Consider the following 19917-nt stretch of genomic DNA (forward strand, 5'->3'; position numbering starts at 1 on the left):
CGTCCTCAGATCACGATCAGATCGGCCTGGAGCGCGCCGGCCTGCTTCAGCGCTTCCAGGATGGCCATGAGGTCGGACGGCGCCGCCCCCACCTGGTTCACCGCCCGGACGATCTGATCGAGGGTGGTCCCCGGGCCGAACTTGAACATCGGCTTGGCCTCCTGGTCGGCGCTCACCCGGGAGCGCGGCACCACTGCGGTCTGGCCGCCGGACAGGGCATCCGGCTGGCTCACCACCGGGTCTTCGGTGATGGTCACGGTCAGGCTGCCGTGGGTCACCGCGGCGGGCTGCACCTTGACGTTCTGGCCGATCACGATGGTGCCGGTGCGGGAGTTGATGATGACCTTGGCCACCGCCTGCCCGGCTTCCACCTCGAGGTTTTCCAGCACCGACATGTAGTCGACGCGCTGGCTCGGGTCCAGCGGCGCGCTGACCTGGATCGAGCCGCCGTCCAGGGCATGGGCCACGCCTGGGCCGAGCATTTCGTTGAGCTTGTCGACGATGTTCTTGGCGGTGGTGAAGTCCGGGCGGTTGAGGTTCAGGGTCAGGGTGTTGCCCTGGTCGAAACCGCTGGGCACCGGACGTTCCACCGTGGCGCCGGCGGGAATGCGCCCCGCCGACGGTACGTTGACGGTGATCTTCGAGCCGTCCGCGCCGGAGGCGTCGAAGCCGCCCACCACCAGGTTGCCCTGGGCGATGGCGTAGACGTTGCCGTCGATCCCCTTCATCGGGGTCAGCAGCAGGCTGCCGCCGCGCAGGCTCTTGGAGTTGCCGATGGACGAGATGGTCACGTCGATGGTCTGCCCGGGCTTGGCGAACGGCGGCAGCTCGGCGTGCACCGATACCGCGGCGACGTTCTTCAGCTGTACGTTGCCGCCCCCCGCCGGCACCTTGATGCCGAACTGCGCCAGCATGTTGTTGAAGGTCTGCAGGGTGAACGGCGTCTGGGTGGTCTGGTCACCCGTGCCGTTCAGCCCCACCACCAGGCCGTAGCCGATCAGCTGGTTGGTGCGCACGCCCTGGATGCTGGCCAGGTCCTTGAGCCGCTCCGCCTGGGCGACGCCGACGAACAGCAGCAGCGACAGCAGGATACTCAGACGTTTCATGGATCGGCTCCTGCTAGAACGGGAACAGCGGGCTGATGAAGAAGCGGTCGAACCAGCCCGGCTGGTTGGCGTCGGCGAACGACCCGGTGCCCGAGTAGGTGATACGGGCGTCGGCGATCCGCGTGGAGGACACGGTGTTGTCGGTACCGATGTCGTCGGACCGCACCAGCCCGGCGATGCGCACCAGCTCGTCGCCGGTGTTCAGCGTCATCCACTTCTCGCCCCGCACCGCCAGGATACCGTTGGGCAGTACCTCGGCCACGGTGACGGTCACCGAACCCGACAGGCTGTTGCCCTGGGCCGCCTGGCTCTTGCCGACGGCGTTGCGCGAGCCGCTGTAGCCGGCGTCCAGGGTCAGGTCGCCGCTGCCCAGGGGGTTGTTGGTGTTCACCCCGCCGCCGAACAGGGAGGTCAGGCCCATGTTGGTCTTGCTGGTCTTGGCGATGTTGGAGTTGGCGTTCTTGCTGGCCTGGGTCCGCTCGTTCAGGGCGATGGTGATGATGTCGCCTACCCGGTAAGCCTTGCGGTCGTCGTAGAGGTTACGCTCGAAGCCGGCCTGGTAGATGGAGCCGTTGTTGGCGGCGGCGGGCATCGGCGTGCGCGGCAGCACCGGCGCGTAGTAGGGATCGTTCGGCTTCGGCGGCGGGCTCACGCAACCGGCCAGAACAGAGAAGGCGAACAGGGGGCAGAGCACGTTCAGCCGTTTCATCACGACGTACCTCACACAAAGAACCCGGAACCACGAGTGCGGACGGCGCCTCGCCAGGCGCCGGCGTTACAGGTTCTGCGTTACGAAAGAAAGCATCTGGTCGGCGGTGGAGATGACCTTGGAGTTCATCTCGTAGGCGCGCTGGGTGGTGATCATGTTCACCAGCTCCTCGACGACGCTGACGTTGGAGTTCTCCAGGGTGCGCTGCTCCACCGTGCCCAGGCCGTTGAGCCCCGGCGTCCCCACCTGGGGCGCACCGCTGGCAGCGGTCTCCAGGAACAGGTTCTTGCCGATGGACTGCAGGCCGGCCGGGTTGATGAAGTCGGAGGTCTGGATATTGCCGATGATCTGCGGCTGGGCGTTGCCCTGGGTGGTGATGGACACCGTGCCGTCCTGGCCGACGGTGAAGGTCAGGGTGTCGGCCGGGACCACGATGGCCGGCTCCAGCGCCATGCCGTTGGCGGTGACGATCTGCCCGTCGGAGTTCAGGTGGAAGCTGCCGTCGCGGGTGTAGGAAACCGTGCCGTCCGGCTGCAGGACCTGGAAGAAGCCGCGCCCGTTGACCGCCATGTCCAGGGGCTGGTCGGTGGTCTGCAGGCTGCCTTCGCTGAAGTTCTTCTGGGTGCCGACGATCCGCACACCGGTACCCAGCTGCAGACCGGATGGCAACTGGCTGTCCTGGGTCGACTGGGCGCCCGGCTGCCGGTGGATCTGGTACAGCAGGTCCTCGAACTCCGCGCGGTCGCGCTTGAAGCCGGTGGTGGACACGTTGGCGAGGTTGTTGGAAATGGTGGTCAGGTTCATGTCCTGGGCGGACAGACCGGTTTTACTCACCCACAGGGCCGGAAGCATGTCGTTCTCCTGGGCGCCGGTATCTCGGCGTCACCTGACTGGTTGTTAGCTGATCTGCAAGACACGGGCCACGGAGGCGGCGTCATCTTCGGCGGTGCGCATCATCTTCACCTGCAACTCGAACTGCCGGGACAGGGAGAGGATCGAGGTCATCTCCGCCACCGCATTGACGTTGCTGGCCTCAAGGAAACCCGAGGTGACCCGCACGGCGGCATCCGCCTCGGCCGGCTGGCCCTTGTGGTGGATCAGGCCATCCGTGCGCTTTTCCATCTCCTTGGGATCGGGGTTGACCAGCTTGATCCGGTCCACCTCGGCGACCACGTTGGGCGCTTCGCCCAGGGCGCGGATGCTGATGGTGCCGTCCTGGCCGATCTCGATTTTCTCGTCCGGCGGCACCGCGATGGGCCCGCCGTTGCCGAGCACCGGCAAGCCGTCGCCGGTGCGCAGCATGCCCAGGGCGTCGATCTGCAGGCTGCCGGTGCGCACGTAGGCCTCGCTGCCGTCCGGGGCCTGCACGGCGATCCAGCCGTTACCCTCCACCGCCACGTCCAGGTCGCGCCCGGTCTCCTGCAGGGCGCCGGGCGTAAAGTCGGTGGCCGGGCGCTCGCTCATGGCGTACACCCGGGCCGGGAAGGTCTCGCCGAACACCTGCATGGAGCGCGCCTGCTCGTAGTCGCGGCGGAAGCCACTGGTGGAAATGTTCGCCAGGTTGTTGGCGTGGGCCCGCTGCGCCAGGGTGTTCTGGCTGGCGCCGGTCATCGCCACATAAAGCATCTTGTCCATTGGTCCCTCCGAGACGGTTCTCTGTCGCCCGTCGTTCGCTTACCGGAGGTATAGCAAGCCATGTGCCAATGCCGATACCAATCGGCAAGTGGCTGTTCTGTAAGGGGTTATCGAACGGAAAAAGCCCGGAACGGGCTTTTTGGAGGGCAGGCCGGCGAAAAGTTGCCGGCGCCGGCAAGTGGCCGGCCGGGTGGCGGGCCGTCCCCGGGCGGGGACGGCGCCGACGTCATCAACGCAGGTTGATGATGGTCTGGGTGACCGCGTTCTCGGTCTCGATGGTCTTGGCGTTGGCCTGGTAGTTGCGCTGGGCGACGATCAGGTTCACCAGTTCGTTGGACAGGTCCACGTTGGAGGACTCCAGGGAGCTGGACTGCAACGCCCCCAGGGTGCCGGAACGCGGCGTGCCGAGGACCGCCTCGCCGGAGGACGACGACTGCACCCAGGCGGTCTTGCCGATGGGGGTCAGGCCCTGGGTATTGGCGAAGCTCGCCAGCACCACCTGGCCCTGGATCTTCGACTGGCCGTTGGTGTAGCGGGCGAAGACCACCCCGGTATCGTCCACTTCCAGGCTGGCCAGCTGGCCGGTGGTGTAGCCGTCCTGGTTCTGACTGTTGACCGCGAACGTGCTGGAGTACTGGGTGGTGCCGCGCAGGTCGAAGGTCACCCCGCCCGGGTTGGCCGCGGCGCCGTTGGCCTCCCACACCGGCGGGGTGGCGCCGTTGGACTTGGCCGGCGTCCAGTTGGTGAGGGTCAGGGTGCCGTCGGCGTTGGCGGTGAAATCGGTGGAGGTCAGCGGCAGGTTCAGCTGGCCGCCGGCGGTGAAGGTCATGCCTACCGAATACGGCGTGGTGGTGGTCGGGTCCGCCGGGTTGCGGCCGTCGATCAGCACGTTCATGGTCCAGGCATTGGGCCCGGTCTTCACGAAGTACTGGGTCATGGCGTGCTCGTTGCCCTGGGTGTCGTAGACCTTCACCGAGGTGGAGTTGTTGTAGGTGGTCGGGTCCGCCGGGTTGAACGGCGTGGTGGTGGGCGGCGTCAGGGACGAGTTGAGGTTCACCGTCTCCAGGATCTTGCTGGTGGCCTTGGGCGCCTGGTTGGCGCTCTGCACCTGCAGGTTGGTGACCACCCCGCTCTGCAGCAGGCCGTTGGCGTCCACCGAATAGCCCTGCAGGTTGTAGCCGTTGTTGTCGACGATGTAGCCGTTCTTGTCGGTGCCGAAGTAACCGGCACGGGTGTAGGACATCGCCCCGTTGTTGCTGGTGACGAAGAAGCCGTTGCCGTTGATGGCCATGTCCAGGGCGTTGTTGGTGGCGGTGACGTTGCCCTGGTTGAACAGCTGGGCGACGTTGGCCAGCAGCACGCCGCTGCCCTGCTGGTTGCGACCGGTGCCCAGCACCGAGGCCGAGTAGACGTCCTGGAACTCCGCCCGCGACTGCTTGAAGCCGGTGGTGCCGACGTTGGCGATGTTGTTGCCGGTGATGTTGAGGTCGCTGGAGGCCGCCTTGATACCGCTGAGCCCGATGTTGAACGACATGTGACTTCTCCTGCGCGCCGGTGAGGCGGCTGTTACTGACCGATGACCTGGACCTTGGACAGCGCGATGCTGCCAAGACCGGCGAGATTGAGCGCCATTTCGCCACCGTTCTGCCCCAGCGTGACGCTGTCGACGTTGGCCGGCAGGTTGGTGGTCATGGCGGTGCTCTGGCCATCTACCGAGGCCTGCGCCTCGAAGGTGTAGGTGCCAGGCGCGGCGGTGGCGCCGCTGGAGTCCTTGCCGTCCCACATGAAACTGATCTGGCCGGCGCTCTGGGCGCCGAGGTTGATCCGGTTCACCTGGGCGCCGGTGCTGTCGTAGACGTTGACGTAGACGTTCTCGCTGGGCGAAGTCAGGTTGACGCTGCCCTTGAGGGTCTGGCTGGTGTCGACGACCGCCGTATTGGTGGTGACCACCACCTTGCGCCCCACCAGGGACGAGGCCTGCAGGGCCTGGGACGACTGGGTGTTGGCCAGCAGCGAAGACATGCTGGTGTTCAGGTTGCTGATGCCCTCGACCGTACTGAACTGCGCCAGCTGCGCGACGAACTCGCTGTTGTCCTGGGGGTTCAGCGGGTTCTGGTTGTTCATCTGGGTCACCAGCAGTTGCAGGAACTGGTCCTTGCCCAGCTGACTCCCGGTGGGGGTCTTGCTGGAATTGTCCTTCAAGCCGTAGTTGGCAAGGACGGACGACGCGCCGTCGACGGTGGTATCTGCCATGGTGTTCGCTCCGGCCTTACTGACCCAGGGTCAGGACTTTCTGCATCATTTGCTTGGCGGTGTTCATCAACTCCGTGTTGGTCTGGAACGCCCGGCTGGCGGAGATCATGTCGGCCATCTCCTCCACCACGTTGACGTTCGGGTAGTACACGTAGCCATTGGCATCCGCCGCCGGGTGGTTGGGCTCGTAGCGCGGCATCAGCGGGCTCTGGTCCTCCACCACGCCCAGCACCTGCACGCCGGCACCGGAGCGATCCTCGGTGGCGAACAGCGAGCCCTGGTCGCCGGTGCTGGCGTTGGCGCCCTGCATCACGGTGGCGAACACCGGGTGGCGTGCCCGATAGGTCTTGTCGACGCTGGACGACACGGTCTCGGCGTTGGCGATGTTGCTGGAGATGGTGTTCAGACGGGTGGTCTGGGCACTCATGCCGGTACCGGCAATGTTGAAGACGCTGGAGAGGGACATGGCGAGGCTCCTGGATTATTCGCCGCGCAGTGCGCCGACGAGCCCTTTGAACTTGCTGTTGAGCAGCGTGAAGCTGGCCTGGAACTGCACGGTGTTCTCGCCGTACTTCGCCTGCTCCACCTGGGAATCCACGGTGTTCTGATCCAGCGAGGGCTGGAACGGGATGCGGTAGAGCAGGTCGCCGTCACCCGCCTGCATGCCTTCCGCGGCGATGTGCTTGGTGTTGGTCACCGCCAGGTTGAAGGCGCCGCGGTTGGCCTTGTCGGTCTCCGCCTGCAGCACGCTGGAGAAGTCCAGGTCCCGGGCCTTGTAGTTGGGGGTGTCGGCGTTGGCGATGTTGTTGGCCAGCACTTCCGAGCGCTGGGAACGGAAGCTCAGCGCTTTCTCATGGATGCCGAGGGCATTTTCGAAACTGATGCTCATGTCAGGAACCTTGCCGCGAGGGGCTTCCCGTGGGTCTTGCCGGATGATTAGCAAGCCCTGTGCCACCTGAGCAGAACCCAGCAATATCAAGGGCTTGGCAAAAGCACGCGGGCGCCGGCGCCGGAAAAGCGGCAAGGGCTTACCGCCCCGGGCCAGGCAAAGCGGCAAGGGGCCACGACAGTGGCAAAGCGGGGAGCGGCAAAGAAAGCCGCGGGCCGAACGGCCCGCGGCCGTTACACGGCGATGGGTTCGACGTCCTGGCAGAGCTGCTTGGCGAGCATGCCGAGGGTCATGACGGCGCGCTCCGCCTCGCGGTTCCAGGGCACCCCGCAGGTCAGGCGCAGGCAGTGGTTGAACTGCTCGGTGTTGCTGAAGATCAGCCCCGGGGCGACGCTGATCCCCTGGCGCAGGGCCCGCAGGTGCAGGTCCTTGGTGTTGACCTTGGCCGGCAGGCTGACCCAGAGGATGAAGCCGCCGTTGGGCCGGGTCATCTGGGTACCCTCCGGGAAGTACTGCTGCACCGCCAGCTGGAACGCGGTGAGGTTCTTCCGGTACTCCTGGCGGATGTAGCGCAGGTGACGGTCGTAGCCGCCATTCTCCAGGTACGCCGCCACCCCCATCTGGGTGACGCTGCAGGCGGAGTGGGTGGTGAAGGTCTGCAGGCGTTGCACATCCTCCTGGTGCTTGCCGGCGATGATCCAGCCGATGCGCACCCCCGGCGAGAGGGTCTTGGTGAAGCTGGAGCAGTACACCACCCGGCCGTTGCGGTCATGGGATTTGAGCGCCTTCACCGGCCCCTGCTCGAACATCAGCTCGCCGTAGATATCGTCCTCGATGATCTGGATGTTGTAGTCGGTGGCCAGCTTGATCAGCTGCTTCTGGCGCTCGTCCGGCATGCTGCCCCCCAGAGGGTTGCTCAGCCGCGCGGTGAGCACCAGGGCCTTGATCGGCCACTGGTTGGCGGCCAGCTGCAAGGCTTCCAGGCTCATGCCGGTGGTGGGGTCGCTGGGGATCTCGATGACCTTCAGGCCCAGCAGGTCGGCCAGTTGCAGCAGCCCGTAGTAGGCCGGCGACTCGGTGGCGATCAGGTCGCCGGGCCGGGTCACCACCCGCAGGATCATGTTGATGGCATCGACGCAGCCGTGGGTGATCACCACTTCCGACGGGTCCACCGCCACCCCGGCGTCGCGCATGCGGATCGCCACCTGGCGACGCAGCGGCTCGAAACCGGGGCTGAACATGTAGCTGAACGCCCGCGGGCTGTGGAAGCGGGTGACCTTGGCCAGTTGCTGGTGCAGCGCGCGCACCGGCAGGTAGTCGATGTGGGGCGCGGCGGCGCCCAGCGGGAACACCCCTTCGCGGCGGGTGGCGGTGAGAATCTGCTGGATGATGCTGCCGCGGGTCACCATGCCGGGCCGCTCGACCCGGGCGATGTCCGGGGTGGACGCGGTGAGCGCCGGGGTCTGGTGCACGTAGAAGCCGGACTGGGGCCGGGCGCGGATCAGGCCCTGGTCCTCCAGGTTGGCGTAGGCCTGCAACACCGTGGCATGGCTGACATTGAGCTGGGCGCTCATCTTGCGTACCGACGGCACGCGCTCGCCCGGCTGGTACACACCCCGACGGATATCGTCGGCCAGCTGCTGGGCGATGCGTTGGTAGAGCAACAGATTGGTCATGGCGGCGCTTCCCCGGATAACTGGACCACAACAGTATCGAAGCGACCTGGCGAGCCAGCAGTACAGTTGCGGCATTGTCGGCGAAAGCGCAGGCGAGCGCCAGCACCGTCTGGGGAGCGAGGGAATGAAAAAGCCGCGATCAGCTGGCCTTGAGCAACGCCGTGTCCAGCACCTCGGAGGCACCGCCCATCAGGCTCTCGCTGACCTGGACCAGGTCCGCGGTGCTCACCCGGTCCAGCCGCATCAGGCCACGGGCCAGATCGTCCAGGGAGTAGCGCTGCTGGCTGCGGGTGCGGATCTCCTTGTCCAGGTCCTGCAGCAGCAACACCGCGCGGGCGGTGACCGGGCCGCTGCTGCGCTCGCCGCGCAGGCTCTTGACACCCTTGCTCCACTGCCGCAGGTCGGCACGGATGCGGTGGTAGCGGTCCTCGCTGAGGCCGCCGGCGCGGCGCATCAGCTCGATGGCGTAGTACTCGGCAAGGCCTTCGCTGACCCAGTCGCTGGCATCGGTGTCGTGGATGCGGCTGAACACGTGGACCAGCTCATGGAGCAGCGAACTGGTGCCGTTCTCGCTCACCAGCGGCCGGCCGGCGTGGAGAAACAGCGAGTTGGGCGCGGACAGCCCGCCGCGCCACATGGGGTCGCCGGCGCCGACGATGAGCAGCTTGGCCGGGTCCCGGGGGAACACCGCCTGCACCTGGGGCCAGACGAAGGTCAGCAGGGTCAGCACGTCCATGCGCCGCATGCCCTCGCCCACCGGCGCGCTGACCGTGACGTCAGTGTTGCCCAGCTTGGCGCGGCGGCTGCCCAGGTGCCCGGCGAGCATCCAGCCGGTGGGCCGGTCGAACACCCGCTCCGGGTCGTCGATGCGGAAGCGGTTCTTGCCGATCCGCGGCCAGCCGGTCTCCACAGTCTTCCAGCCCTCGGGCAGCTCGACGGTCATCCGCGCCACCAGCTCCACCCGCTCGTCGAGGCGCACCTCCACCGCCGGCACCAGGTCGTCCCCCCGTAGCAGCGCCCAGTTCGGCGTGATGCGGGCGTCGAAGCGGTCGTTGCCGCGGGGGTGGCTGATCTTCACCCGATAGCTCAGGCGCGCCTTGCCGGCCGGCGGCTGCCAGCGGCCGTGGCGGGGATCGTCCTGCTGCCACTGGCCGTCGGCCTGGAAATCGCTATAGGCGCCGCGGGAGCCCAGGTCCGCCTCGAAACCATGGATCGCCTTGCCATCCTCGACCGTCAGCACCACCTCGGCCTGGTCGCTCTGGGGCAGGAAGCGCACGTGGTAGTCCAGGTCCACGCGCTTGGCCGCCCAGGTGGGCAGGCTCAGCAACAGCAGGGCGGAACACAGCAGGCGTGGACGGTTCGGGAGCACGGACAATTCCTTCGTAGGGGGACGCGGTGACATATGACCCGTACCGCGGGCCGACGATCCGCGGGTTTCGCCGTCGGCTCAGCCGGCGCGGAAGATCATGTAGTCTTCCCAGTCGTCCTCGGCCACCCGGGTCTCGCTGAGCATCCGGCCGGCCTGGGAGATGCCCGCCTTGTGCACCGCCTGGGGGTCGCCGCAGACCAGCGGGTGCCAGGGCGGCAAATCCTTCTGCTCGCTCACCAGGCGGTAGCCGCAGGTGGGTGGCAGCCACTTGAATTCATCGGCCTGGGCCGGGGTGAGCTGGATGCAATCCGGTACCGAGCGGCGGCGCTCGGCGTACTGGCTGCAGCGGCAGGTGTCCAGGTCCAGCAGCTTGCAGGCAACCCGGGTGTAATAGACGCTGCCGTCCTCCTCGTCCTCCAGCTTCTGCAGGCAGCACAGCCCGCAGCCGTCGCACAGCGACTCCCATTCCTCGGGGTCGAGCTGGTCGAGGGTTTTGCGTTTCCAGAACGGTTCGACTTTGGCGGCCATGGCGGATCGGAGGGGGTCGACGAGGGCGCGACAGTCTAGTCGCCGGGCCCGCGCCGGCCAAGCCCGGCCGACGGAGCGTGGCGCGGCTCAGTAGCCGCGCTGAAAGTCCAGCTCGCCGCGCAGGGCTTCGTCTCGGCGGAAACGCCCCAGGTTGTCGAGGAACAGCCTTGCCACCGGGCCGCGTAGGGTGGGCGCCGCACTGTGGCCGGTGAGCAGCAGCCGCGGCGCGGTCCACAGCGGATGCCCCGGTGGCAACGGTTCCACCCGGCAGACGTCCAGCACCGCACCGGCCAGGTGTCCGGCTTCCAGGGCGGCGACCAGGTCGGCGTCCACTACCGAGCTGCCGCGACCGGCGTTGATGAACAGCGCTGTGGGCTTCATTCGGGCGAACAGCGCGGCGTCGTAGAGATCGCAGGTCTGCGGGGTGTCCGGCAGCAGGTTGAGCACGTAGTCCGCCCGCGCCGCCAGGCGGGGCAGCTCGTCCAGCCCGGCCACTTCGGCGAAACCCGGCAGCGGCCGCGGCTCCCGGGCGACGCCGTCCAGCACCAGGCCGAACGGCGCCAGGAACTCGGCGACGCTGCGGCCGATATCGCCGACCCCGACGATCAGCAGCCGCCGCCCGCCCAGGCTCGGCGGCTGGCGGTTGTCCCAGCGCTGCTCCACCTGGCTGGCCAGGCGCGACAGCACCTGGCGCTCGTGCAGCAGTAGGTAGGTCAGCGCGTATTCCGCCATCACCTGACCAAACACCCCCACCGCCCGGCTGAGGCGGTAGTCCCGGGGCAGGTCGTCGGCCAGCAGCGGCGCGATGCCCGCCCAGGTGGACTGCACCCAACGCGGCCGGCCACCGCGGCGCAGCAGCGCGGCGATCAGGTCGGGCTGGCCGAACCAGACCGGGCAGTCCCGCGCCACCTCGGCCAGGGTCTCGGGGTCGGGCCCGGCATGCAGGACCAGGCCCGGCTCGGCCTGCGCCAGGGCGTCCGCGTAGTCCGCATGGTAGCGCTCGACGATCAGGACGTTCATCAGACGGGGTCGTTCAGGCGCAGCAGTTCATCGGGCAGGTGCTCGATGTACTCGTCCGTGGGGGGCGGCATCTGCAGGTGGTAGCCCTGGCGGTCGAGGTTTTCCAGCACCGCGTGGATGTCCTCCCGGGCCAGTTGGCGTTCCTCGCTGAGCACCAGGTCGAAGGCGTGGACCGGGGCGCCGAAGGCCGCCAGCAGGCCTTCCGGCACCCGTTGCAGCGCATCGCGCTTGAGTACGTACAGGTACATCTCGGCCTTGCGCGGGCTGCGGTAGATCGAACAGATACGCTTCATGGGGTTTCCTTGGGGGCCAGAGCGTCCAGCAGGCGCTGCCCCATCAGTTGCCGGCGCCAGCCGCGCAAGGCGTCCGGCAGACGGTACGGCCCAGCCGGGTAGCCGGTGCGCAACATGGCCTCCAGGGACTTCTTGCGCAGCATCAGCTCGGGGGCGATCTGCAGCCGCTCCGCCTCGGCCTGGCCCACCGCCCGCAATGCCTTGAGCAGCGTCGCCGAATCCGCCGGCAGCGGCTCGGAGAGGGGCTCGGGCCAGGTGTCGGGTTCGCTGGCGGCGGCCTCGCGGATCAGCCGGATGATCTGCTCGCCGTCCTGGCGCACGGTCCGCGGGTGCATATCCTCGATGCGCGCCAGGCTCACGGGGTTGTCCGGCTGGAAGCGCGCCAGGGGCCACAGGGAATGCTCGCGCAGGATGCGGTTGCGCGGCAGGTTGCGCTGGCGCGCCTCGCGCTCACGCCAGGCGTACAGGGCGCGCAGCACCGCCAGTTGCTGGCGGGACAGCTTCCAGCCCAGCTTGGCGTCCCGGTAAAGCAGTTGGGGATCGGTTTCCCGGCGCAGGCCGGCCACCAGTTCGGCGCCATCCTCCAGCAGCCAGGCACGCTTGTCGTCGCTGAGCCGGGCATCCAGCTCGCGATAGACCTCGGCCAGGTGGTGGGCGTCCTCCGCGGCGTACTGCACCTGCAGCTCGCTCAGGGGGCGCTGCAACCAGTCGGAACGGGTCTCGCCCTTGGGCAGCTCGATGCCCAGCACCGCCTGCACCAGCCGCGAGTAGCCCATGGAAAAGCCCAGGTTGAGGTAGCCGGCGGCCAGCTGGGTGTCGAACAACGGCGTCGGCAGGCTGCCGGCCAGGCGCTGGAAGACTTCCAGGTCCTCGCTGCAGGCGTGCAGCACCTTGACCACGGTCGGGGTTTCCAGCAGCTCGGCGAAGGGCCCCCAGGTACGGATGGCCAGGGGGTCCAGCAGGTAGACCCGCTCGCCGTCGCAGACCTGCAGCAGCCCGGCGATGGGGTAGAAGGTGTCGACCCGCATGAATTCGGTGTCGAGCGCCACGAACGGCAGGCGCTTCCAGTCCTCGCAATGGCGCGCCAGCGCCTCGTCGTCGCGAATCCAGTGAATGTCGATAGTCACGCGGTGCTCCCTCGATGATCGGGGGAGTATATATCGCGCCTGCCGTTCGTCGCGCGCCCGGCTGCCGGGAGGCCCGGTTTCCGCCGCTCCGACACATCGGGCAACCGATTGCGCGACGAGAACGCTGAACTGCCCGTCGTCCTCTCGCCTCCTATCCAGTAGGCATGTCACACGAGGAAAGACCATGCAGATTCAGGTCAACAGCGACAATCACATCGAAGGCGGCGTCCGCCTGGAAGAATGGATCCGTGCCACCCTGGAGCAGAGCCTCGAGCGCTTCGACGACCAGCTCACCCGTATCGAAGTCCACCTGGGCGACGAGAACGGCGAGAAGTCCGGTGCCCAGGACAAGCGCTGCCAGCTGGAGGCCCGGCCCAAGGGGCTGCAACCGGTCTCCGTGACCCACAAGGCGGAAGCCCTGGACCTGGCGGTGGAAGGCGCCACCGAGAAACTCCTGCACGCCCTCGACCACCTGTTCGGCAAGCTGCAGACCAAGCGCCTGCACGGCAACCAGCAGACCACCGCGCCGGAGCCCGGCCCGGTGAGCGAACGGGATGCCCTGCTGCAGGAGGAATTCCTCGAGCGCGAGGAAACCCTGCGCTCCTGATCCCGAGGCGCGGCGGCCCGCCGTCGCGCCCTCCCCCGCTCCACCCGTCTGCGCCGCTGGCGCCCCGCTCCATCGCCGCGCTATACCTCTGGTCTCTTCCGCCAAGCAGGGACCCGCCATGGCGATCATCCGCGACCTATCCCAGTTGGACGCCCTTTATGGGCGCGCCGACGAACTCTCCGAAGCCGCCACCGTCAAGGTCGCCACCCGCATCACCCCGCTCTACCGCAAGTACCTGGAACGCGCGCCGTTCCTCGCCCTGGCCACGGTCGGCCCCGAAGGCCTGGACTGCTCGCCCCGGGGTGACGTACCCGGTTTCGTCCGGGTCGCCGCGCCGGACACGCTGCTGTTGCCGGACCGCCACGGCAACAACCGGGTCGACAGCCTGCGCAACATCGTCCGCGATCCGCGGGTGAGCCTGATGTTCCTGATCCCCGGCATCGGCAATGCGATCCGGGTCAACGGCCGCGCCCAGCTGGACACCGACCCGGCGCTATTGGCGTCCTTCGCCGTGGACGGCCGGGCGCCGCGCTCGGTGATGGTGATCCGGGTGGACCAGGTGTACTTCCAGTGCGCCCGGGCTATCGTCCGCTCCGGCCTGTGGGACCCGGAGCGCCGGGTAGACCCGGCGAGCCTGCCGACCCCGGGGGAGATCCTCGCCGAACTCAGCCGCGGCCGGGTGGGGGGCGAGGACTACGACCGCACCTGGCCGGAGCGGGCCCAGCAGACACTCTGGTGAACCCGGCGCGGCGCGCCCTCCGATGATCGACCGGGTCGAGCCGGGGCGCCGAGCGATCGAGTCCGGCTCCCCCCATCCGGCGGCCGGGCCTGGCTGGCCGGGCGGCGCGACGCGAGGGCGAAGCACGCCTATGATGCGGACATCCCGTTCGCACCTGGAACCCGCCATGAGCCACGCCCGCCTGATCGACTCCGCCACCCTGCACGCTCGTCTCGACGCGCCCGGGCTGCTGATCCTGGATTGCCGCTTCGCCCTGGACGACCCCGCCCAGGGCCAGCGCCAGTACGCCGAGGGCCACCTGCCCGGGGCCCACTTCGCCGACCTGGAACGGGACCTGTCGGGGCCGATCCAGCCGGGGGTCACCGGCCGCCACCCGCTGCCCGACCCGGACCGCCTGGCACAGACCCTGCGCCGCTGGGGCCTCGATGACGACAGCCAGGTGATCCTCTACGACGACGGCCCCGGCGCCTTCGCCGCCCGGGCCTGGTGGTTGCTGGCCTGGCTGGGCAAGCGCGACGGAGTGTATCTGCTGGATGGCGGCTTCGCCGCCTGGCGCGACGCCGGCCTGCCACTGCAGCGGGAGAAGCAGCCGGCCGTGACCCCCGGTGACTTCGAGGGGCGCCCGGACGCCAGCCTGGTGCTGGACGCCGCAGGGCTTCGGCAGCGCCTGGGCGAGGAGAACCTGACCCTGCTGGATGCCCGCGCCAAGCCGCGCTTTCGCGGCGACGTGGAGCCCCTGGACCCGGTGGCCGGCCACATCCCCGGTGCCCAGTGCGCCGCCTTCACCGACAACCTCGGCGCCGATGGCCGCTTCCTGCCCGCCGACGCCCTGCGCCAGCGCTTCGCCGCGCTGATCGGCGACCGTCCCGCCCAGGACGTGGTGGCCTACTGCGGCTCCGGGGTGACCGCCTGCCACAACCTGTTCGCCCTGGGCCTCGCCGGCTACCCCCTGGTGCCGCTCTATGCCGGGTCCTGGAGCGAATGGATCACCGACCCCTCGCGCCCGGTGGCCACCGGCGACTGACGCTCAGGTCACGACCAAAGCGCCGGCCCGCTGCTGCAGGCGCCAGGCCACGGCGACCGCCAGCACCGCCAGCGCCACGCCGGCGAGGAACCCGCCGGCGTAGCCGATCTGCGCGGTGAGGGACACCAGCAGCGACGACGCCAGCATCTCCCCCAGGTCGCGGGTGCTCTGCACCGCGGTCACGTCGGTGCCGGCCTGGTCGCCGCGGCCGGCGAAGCCCATGGCGGCAGTGAGGATCGCCACCGAAGTGATGCCGGTGGCCAGGGCACCCAGCAACACCCCGCCCCAGGCCAGCTCCACCCGCAGCGGCCAGAGCCCGGCCGCCTGGCCGTACCAGAGGGCGGCCGAGGCGCCGGCCAGGGCCGCGCCCAGGGCGAAGCTGCGCCAGGTTCCCAGCCGTCGCACCAGCCAGGCGCCACCGCCGCAGCCCAGCACCACCGTCAGCACGCCACCGGCCATGCCCAGGCGGCCGATGTCTTCCAGAGCCCAGCCGGCGTCGTTCAGGTACAGCTTGAAAAGGCCGAAGCCGGACACCGCGGTCATCGCCGACAGCAGGGCAAGAGCCAGCAGCGACGGCGCCAGCGGCCGCCGCAGGAAACGCGCCAGGCTGGCCCGTGGCGCCGCCACGAGCGGGCGCTTGCGGGCATCGGGGCGACCCAGAGCAAGCACCCCGGCCAGGCTCAGCAGCGGCACCGCCAGCAGCGCGAGGACCGCCACCCGCGGGCCGAACTGCCCGGCGAGGTACAGCCCGCCGGCGCCGCCGGCGAAGAACCCCACCATCACCCCGGCCACCTGAATGGCGTTGACCCGTGCCAGCAGGTCGCCCTCGAAGTGTTCGGCGGCCATGCCGTCGGTGGCAATGTCCTGGGTCGCGCTGGCCAGGGACGCCAGGGCCAGCAGGCCCACGGCCCAGGCGCCACCATCCGCGAGGCCGAGGGCCGCCAGGGCCAGCAGGCAGGCGATCACCACCCCCTGCATCGGCACGATCCAGCTGCGTCGGCGGCCCAGGCGCGCGCCGCCATGGTTGTCCACCAGCGGCGCCCAGAGGAACTTCGCCACCCAGGGCAGCCCCACCAGGGGCAGGAACGCCAGCGCCTGCAGCGGCGCGCCCGCATGGCGCAACAGGGTCGGCAGCGCATCCATGGCGAGGCCGATGGGAATGCCCTGGGACAGGTACAGCAGCGCCAGGACCACGACCAGGCGACGGTGACGAAACAGCTCACGCATGACGATCTCCAACGGGAATGGAAAAAGGGGAAGCGGCGCCGGGCGAATGACCGGTACGCCAGGCGAGACCGGTACAGGCGAGGCCGGCCAGCAGCAGCGACAGATCCACCGGCCAGGCGACGGCCCCGCCCTGCCCGGCCTGGGCCAGCAGGTGCGAGGCGGCCGCCAGCATGCAGGCCAGTGCGGTCAGCGCTGCGCCCGCGCGGCAACAGCTGCGCAGCGGCACGCACCAAGGCAGCGCCAGGCTGGCGCCCCAGAGGCCGAGGAAGACGCGCCCGGGCACCGCGTCCGGCAGCCAGCCCCGCACCTGCAGCTGAACGGCCAGCAGCAACCCGGCCGTCGCCAGCAGCAGGCCGCCGTCCAGCCCCAGGGCCAGGCGGGCGAGCCAGCGGGCCCGGCGCTCACCCTGCCGGCGCTGCAGCCAGAGCCACAGGCCGCTGGCCACCAGGGCACAGGCCGCCAGGCCCATGGCCAGGTGCAGGCCGGCCAGCAGCCCCGACCACCCGCCCAGCCAGTCATAGCGGGCGAAGTGCAGCGGCTGCACGGCGATGAACGCCCGCACCCAGGCGCCACGGCTGCGGGCAGTGGCATCCGTCAGCCAGGTGCCATCGGCGCGATACAGGTGGCGCTCGAAGAGCGGCGTGCTGGGCACACCCAGGGTGAAGCCAGCGATCTCCACGCTGGCGCCAGCGTCCCCGGCATGGTGCAGGCGCACCTCCCGGGGCAGGAAACCCGGCACCCGCGCGGCGTCCCGGCGCAGCAGCTCGTCCAGGTCCACCCGCTGCGCCGCCGGTTCGCCGCGGGCGGGCGGCGGCAGGGGCGCCATCAGCTCGGCGAAAACCCGTTGGGGCTGCTGCGGGTAGACCACCGGCGCCAGCAGCAGCGTGCCCAGGGCGCCCAGCCCGGACAGCGCACCGGTGACGCCGAATAGCACCAGCCAGGGCAGGCTCCAGCCGCCCAGCAGGCCGTGCAGCACCCGCGCGCGCCCCGCGCCCCGCAGCCGTACCAGGCTGGCTAGGCGCCGGCGCTGCAGCAGCAGGCCGCTGAGGACCATCACCAGCAGCAGAAGGCCGAACAGGCTCACCAGTACCCGCCCGGGAAAGCCCATGAAGGCGGTCTTGTGCAGGCGCCTCGGCAGGTCCAGGGCGGAAAGCGTATCCAGGGGTCGACCGTCCCGGGCATCCAGGCGCCACGGGCAGCCCTCGCGGCCGGTGCAGATGTCCAATGTCGGCCGGGCGGCGCTGGGCAGGATCAGGCTCAGTTCGTCGAGGCCCGCGGTCTGCCCGGTCGCCCGCGCCAGCAGCCGCTCCAGGGGCAGCAGGTCCGCGGCAGCCCCCGCCGGCGGCTGCGCCCAGTCCTGCAGCGATGCGTAGCCCAGGCTCCAGGCGCCGCTGAACAGCACCATCCAGAGCAGCACGCCGAACGCCGCCCCGGCGCTGCCGTGAAGCAGGCCCAGCCGCGCGCGGTCGAGCCCCACCTCAGGCGTCCAGCCAGAGGCCGAGGGCCAGCGCCGGCAGCCAGGCGCAGGCGCGCCAGGCCATCGACGCCGGGCTGCGTCCCAGCCCTGACCAGACCAGCGACGCCGTGCCGCCGGCCAGGGCCAGGAAGATCGCAGCGTAGAGACGCTCCAGCGGCTGCGTCAGGGGCAGGTCGCGGGCCAGCCACCAGGCGCCGAGGACCGCGCTGCCCAGGCTGCCTGCCAGCGCCAGGGCGGCACCTGCCAGCGCGGAGCGCATCAGAAGCGGCCCCGCAGGCTGAGGGTCAGGTTGCGCGGTTCGCCGTAGCGGTTGTTCCAGCCGGGGTTGGACAGGCTCTGGTAGTAGGTGCGGTCGAACAGGTTGCCGACGTTGGCCGCCACGCTCCAGTGGGCGTCCACCCGGTAGCCCAGGCTCAGGTTGACCAGGGCGTAGCCGCCCTGGCGCAGGGTCACGTCGCGGTAGTCGACGCTGTAGTCGCTCTGGGCCTGGACCCCGGCGCCGACGCTCCAGCGGCGGTCCTGCCAGGGCAGGTCGTAATGGCTCCACAGGCGCAGCATGTGCCGCGGGGTGAAGCTGGAGTAGCGGCTGCCCGAGGCGGCCACGCTGTCCTTGAGGTACTCGGTGGTGGTGTAGGTGTAGCCGGCGGACAGGCTCCAGTCCGGGGTCACGTAGCCGGTGCCCTCCAGCTCGAAGCCCTCGCTGCGCACCTTGCCGCCGCTCACGTAGTAGGTGGTGGGCCCGGCGCCGGGATGGTCGGGGTCCACCTGGGGATTGTTCTCCAGGTCGATGCGGAAGGCCGCCAGTGAGACGTTCAGCGCGCCGCCCGCCAGTTCGGTCTTCACCCCGCTCTCGTAACTCTTGCCCTCCACCGGGGCCAGGGGCTCGCCGCTCCAGGTCTGGCGGTCCTGGGGCTGGTAGACCTCGGCGTAGCTGGCGTACCAGGACCAGCCCTCGGCGAAGTCCCAGATCAGCCCGCCATAGGGGGTGAATTGCCGCCCGGGCTTGAAGTCGCGACTCGGGGTGTCCTGTTCCCACCAGCTCTCGCGGCCGCCCAGCACCAGGGTCAGGGGCTCCATCAGCTTGATCCGGCCCAGGGCATAGAGGCCCTTCTGGGTCGTGGTGGTGGTCCCCGGCGAGGTGTAGGGGCCGAACGCCGGGCGCGGCACGCCGTGGGGGTCCCAGCGGTAGACGTTGATCGGCACGTTCAGCGGCGTGCGCGGGGAGGCGCTTTCCTGGCGGGTCTCGCCCTGGGCGTAGCTGACGCCGCCCAGCAGTTCGTGGTCGAGGCCGAACAGGTGCAGCGGGCCGTTCAGGTTCGCGTCGAGGCTGCGCTGGATGTTCTTGAACCTGTACGCGGCGCTCATCAGCATGCCGCCGTCGCCGGTCTGCGGGTCGATGGCGCCATAGGCGCCGGCGTAGCGCATATGCGAGTCGCTGTCCTGGTACTCGGCGCTGACCTTGCCCTTCCAGCCGCCGGCCAGTTGCTGCTCCAGGGCGCCGAACACCCGGTAGGTGTCCCACACGAAGCGGTCCCAGTCCACGTCCAGGTAGGTGTCCCGGGAAAGGCCCAGGTCCGAGCCGTCACGGCCCATGGGCACCCCGGCCATGTTGGTCACCGAGTCGATGTGCTGGTACTGGGCGCCTACGCTGAGCAGGGTGTCCGGGGTCAGGTCGAACTCGGTGGTGCCGTAGAGCAGGCGGGTGTCCTGGTCGCCGATGTCGTAGAAATAGTCGCGGTCCTCGTAGGCGGCCACCGCGCGCCCGCGCACGTTGCCGCTGTCGGTCAGCGGCCCGCCCACATCCACCTCGCCGCGGTAGCGGTCCCAACGCCCGGCGCTGAGAGTGGTGCTGGCGGCGAAGGCCCGCTGCGGGCGCTTGCGCACCAGGTTGACGGTGGCCGCCGGGTTGCCGGTGCCGTGCAGCAGGCCGTTGGCGCCGCGGAGGATTTCCACCCGCTCGTAGACCGCCATGTCCTGGGGCGGCGCGGCAGTGTCCCCCAGGGGCAGCGGCACGCCGTCCAGCTCGAAGGCATCCACCTTGAAGCCCCGCACGTAGTAGCCGGTGGTCAGCAGCTGGAACGGCTGGACGGTGACGCCGGTGGCCTGCTGCAGGGCCTCTTCCAGGCTGAACAGGTTCTGCTGGTCCAGCCGCTCCCGCTCGATGCTGCTCACCGACTGGGGCATTTCCCGGGGCGTCAAGCCCAGCTTGCTCAGGCTACGGGCAGCGGACGGTGCGTC

At 69.4% G+C, this 19917-nt stretch carries 20 protein-coding genes and 1 pseudogene; 3 read left to right on the plus strand and 18 right to left on the minus strand.

Features of this window, described 5'->3' with window-relative positions:
* Positions 1-5: 5 nt before the first annotated feature.
* The 14 genes from FM069_RS13065 to rnd all read right to left on the minus strand — a co-directional run bounded on the left by FM069_RS13065 (position 6) and on the right by rnd (position 12605).
* Positions 6-1106: a flagellar basal body P-ring protein FlgI gene (locus FM069_RS13065; protein ID WP_143488794.1), complete on the minus strand. Its 1101-nt coding sequence runs from the start codon at positions 1104-1106 to the stop codon at positions 6-8.
* 13 nt (positions 1107-1119) lie between these two features.
* Positions 1120-1815: a flagellar basal body L-ring protein FlgH gene (gene flgH, locus FM069_RS13070; protein WP_143488795.1), complete on the minus strand. Its 696-nt coding sequence runs from the start codon at positions 1813-1815 to the stop codon at positions 1120-1122.
* A gap of 66 nt (positions 1816-1881) precedes the next feature.
* On the minus strand, positions 1882-2667 hold the full coding sequence (gene flgG, locus FM069_RS13075; protein ID WP_143488796.1) for a flagellar basal-body rod protein FlgG: 786 nt from the start codon (positions 2665-2667) through the stop codon (positions 1882-1884).
* Positions 2668-2712: 45 nt separating this feature from the next.
* The gene (gene flgF / locus FM069_RS13080) at positions 2713-3450 is read right to left on the minus strand and encodes a flagellar basal-body rod protein FlgF (protein ID WP_143488797.1); all 738 of its coding nucleotides are present in this window, start codon (positions 3448-3450) and stop codon (positions 2713-2715) included.
* 229 nt (positions 3451-3679) lie between these two features.
* Complete coding sequence (flgE, locus tag FM069_RS13085; RefSeq protein WP_143488798.1) at positions 3680-4984, minus strand: flagellar hook protein FlgE; 1305 nt, start codon at positions 4982-4984, stop codon at positions 3680-3682.
* Positions 4985-5016: 32 nt separating this feature from the next.
* Positions 5017-5703: a flagellar hook assembly protein FlgD gene (flgD, locus tag FM069_RS13090; protein ID WP_143488799.1), complete on the minus strand. Its 687-nt coding sequence runs from the start codon at positions 5701-5703 to the stop codon at positions 5017-5019.
* 16 nt (positions 5704-5719) lie between these two features.
* Entirely contained in the window at positions 5720-6169 is a 450-nt protein-coding gene (gene flgC / locus FM069_RS13095) for a flagellar basal body rod protein FlgC (RefSeq protein ID WP_143488800.1), read from the minus strand.
* Positions 6170-6184: 15 nt separating this feature from the next.
* Positions 6185-6592, minus strand: a complete 408-nt coding sequence (flgB, locus tag FM069_RS13100) for a flagellar basal body rod protein FlgB (RefSeq protein WP_143488801.1) — start codon at positions 6590-6592, stop codon at positions 6185-6187.
* A gap of 233 nt (positions 6593-6825) precedes the next feature.
* Complete coding sequence (locus FM069_RS13105; protein WP_143488802.1) at positions 6826-8268, minus strand: aminotransferase-like domain-containing protein; 1443 nt, start codon at positions 8266-8268, stop codon at positions 6826-6828.
* A 139-nt stretch (positions 8269-8407) separates the two neighbouring features.
* Positions 8408-9643: a hypothetical protein gene (locus tag FM069_RS13110; protein WP_407681584.1), complete on the minus strand. Its 1236-nt coding sequence runs from the start codon at positions 9641-9643 to the stop codon at positions 8408-8410.
* Between the two features lie 72 nt (positions 9644-9715).
* Positions 9716-10165 (minus strand): YcgN family cysteine cluster protein, encoded by a 450-nt coding sequence (locus FM069_RS13115; protein WP_143488803.1) that lies wholly within the window; start codon positions 10163-10165, stop codon positions 9716-9718.
* Positions 10166-10252: 87 nt separating this feature from the next.
* Positions 10253-11185 carry a D-2-hydroxyacid dehydrogenase gene (locus FM069_RS13120; protein ID WP_143488804.1) on the minus strand — a complete coding sequence of 311 codons (933 nt, stop codon included), beginning with the start codon at positions 11183-11185 and terminating at the stop codon, positions 10253-10255.
* Complete coding sequence (locus FM069_RS13125; RefSeq protein ID WP_143488805.1) at positions 11185-11478, minus strand: YcgL domain-containing protein; 294 nt, start codon at positions 11476-11478, stop codon at positions 11185-11187. The genes FM069_RS13120 and FM069_RS13125 overlap by 1 nt, the downstream gene beginning before the upstream one ends.
* A complete protein-coding gene (rnd, locus tag FM069_RS13130) occupies positions 11475-12605 on the minus strand; it encodes a ribonuclease D (protein ID WP_143488806.1) in 1131 nt (376 codons plus the stop codon). The genes FM069_RS13125 and rnd overlap by 4 nt, the downstream gene beginning before the upstream one ends.
* 184 nt (positions 12606-12789) lie before the next feature.
* Between rnd and FM069_RS13135 the strand changes: the two genes are divergently transcribed.
* From FM069_RS13135 to FM069_RS13145, 3 genes are all read left to right on the plus strand, one after another.
* Positions 12790-13212, plus strand: coding sequence for an HPF/RaiA family ribosome-associated protein (locus FM069_RS13135; protein ID WP_143488807.1), 423 nt, complete (start codon positions 12790-12792; stop codon positions 13210-13212).
* Positions 13213-13330: 118 nt separating this feature from the next.
* A complete protein-coding gene (locus FM069_RS13140) occupies positions 13331-13951 on the plus strand; it encodes a pyridoxamine 5'-phosphate oxidase family protein (RefSeq protein WP_143488808.1) in 621 nt (206 codons plus the stop codon).
* A 166-nt stretch (positions 13952-14117) separates the two neighbouring features.
* A complete protein-coding gene (locus FM069_RS13145) occupies positions 14118-14975 on the plus strand; it encodes a sulfurtransferase (RefSeq protein ID WP_143488809.1) in 858 nt (285 codons plus the stop codon).
* Positions 14976-14978: 3 nt separating this feature from the next.
* On the opposite strand, the gene FM069_RS13150 is transcribed toward FM069_RS13145, so the two are convergent.
* The 4 genes and pseudogenes from FM069_RS13150 to FM069_RS13165 all read right to left on the minus strand — a co-directional run.
* Complete coding sequence (locus FM069_RS13150) at positions 14979-16202, minus strand: RhtX/FptX family siderophore transporter (RefSeq protein WP_143488810.1); 1224 nt, start codon at positions 16200-16202, stop codon at positions 14979-14981.
* The gene (locus tag FM069_RS13155) at positions 16195-17679 is read right to left on the minus strand and encodes a PepSY-associated TM helix domain-containing protein (protein WP_233282033.1); all 1485 of its coding nucleotides are present in this window, start codon (positions 17677-17679) and stop codon (positions 16195-16197) included. Before FM069_RS13155 ends, FM069_RS13150 begins: the two co-directional genes overlap by 8 nt.
* Before the next feature lies 1 nt (position 17680).
* Positions 17681-17938: a protein fptB gene (locus FM069_RS13160; protein ID WP_143488811.1), complete on the minus strand. Its 258-nt coding sequence runs from the start codon at positions 17936-17938 to the stop codon at positions 17681-17683.
* Positions 17938-19887 (minus strand): annotated as a pseudogene (locus FM069_RS13165) (TonB-dependent siderophore receptor); the annotation flags it as partial. The pseudogene FM069_RS13165 and the gene FM069_RS13160, both read right to left, overlap by 1 nt.
* Positions 19888-19917: the final 30 nt, after the last annotated feature.

The organism is Pseudomonas mangiferae, assembly GCF_007109405.1.
GTDB lineage: Bacteria > Pseudomonadota > Gammaproteobacteria > Pseudomonadales > Pseudomonadaceae > Pseudomonas_T > Pseudomonas_T mangiferae.

Bases quoted from the DNA above. Each gene is read 5' to 3' on its own strand.
- FM069_RS13115 (WP_143488803.1), bottom strand. From the start codon at position 10,165: ATGGCCGCCAAAGTCGAACCGTTCTGGAAACGCAAAACCCTCGACCAG.
- FM069_RS13120 (WP_143488804.1), bottom strand. From the start codon at position 11,185: ATGAACGTCCTGATCGTCGAGCGCTACCATGCGGACTACGCGGACGCC.
- FM069_RS13140 (WP_143488808.1), top strand. From the start codon at position 13,331: ATGGCGATCATCCGCGACCTATCCCAGTTGGACGCCCTTTATGGGCGC.
- FM069_RS13145 (WP_143488809.1), top strand. From the start codon at position 14,118: ATGAGCCACGCCCGCCTGATCGACTCCGCCACCCTGCACGCTCGTCTC.
- FM069_RS13150 (WP_143488810.1), bottom strand. From the start codon at position 16,202: ATGCGTGAGCTGTTTCGTCACCGTCGCCTGGTCGTGGTCCTGGCGCTG.
- flgD (WP_143488799.1), bottom strand. From the start codon at position 5,703: ATGGCAGATACCACCGTCGACGGCGCGTCGTCCGTCCTTGCCAACTAC.
- flgF (WP_143488797.1), bottom strand. From the start codon at position 3,450: ATGGACAAGATGCTTTATGTGGCGATGACCGGCGCCAGCCAGAACACC.
- flgB (WP_143488801.1), bottom strand. From the start codon at position 6,592: ATGAGCATCAGTTTCGAAAATGCCCTCGGCATCCATGAGAAAGCGCTG.
- flgH (WP_143488795.1), bottom strand. From the start codon at position 1,815: ATGAAACGGCTGAACGTGCTCTGCCCCCTGTTCGCCTTCTCTGTTCTG.
- FM069_RS13065 (WP_143488794.1), bottom strand. From the start codon at position 1,106: ATGAAACGTCTGAGTATCCTGCTGTCGCTGCTGCTGTTCGTCGGCGTC.
- flgG (WP_143488796.1), bottom strand. From the start codon at position 2,667: ATGCTTCCGGCCCTGTGGGTGAGTAAAACCGGTCTGTCCGCCCAGGAC.
- FM069_RS13135 (WP_143488807.1), top strand. From the start codon at position 12,790: ATGCAGATTCAGGTCAACAGCGACAATCACATCGAAGGCGGCGTCCGC.
- FM069_RS13125 (WP_143488805.1), bottom strand. From the start codon at position 11,478: ATGAAGCGTATCTGTTCGATCTACCGCAGCCCGCGCAAGGCCGAGATG.
- FM069_RS13160 (WP_143488811.1), bottom strand. From the start codon at position 17,938: ATGCGCTCCGCGCTGGCAGGTGCCGCCCTGGCGCTGGCAGGCAGCCTG.
- flgE (WP_143488798.1), bottom strand. From the start codon at position 4,984: ATGTCGTTCAACATCGGGCTCAGCGGTATCAAGGCGGCCTCCAGCGAC.
- flgC (WP_143488800.1), bottom strand. From the start codon at position 6,169: ATGTCCCTCTCCAGCGTCTTCAACATTGCCGGTACCGGCATGAGTGCC.
- FM069_RS13105 (WP_143488802.1), bottom strand. From the start codon at position 8,268: ATGACCAATCTGTTGCTCTACCAACGCATCGCCCAGCAGCTGGCCGAC.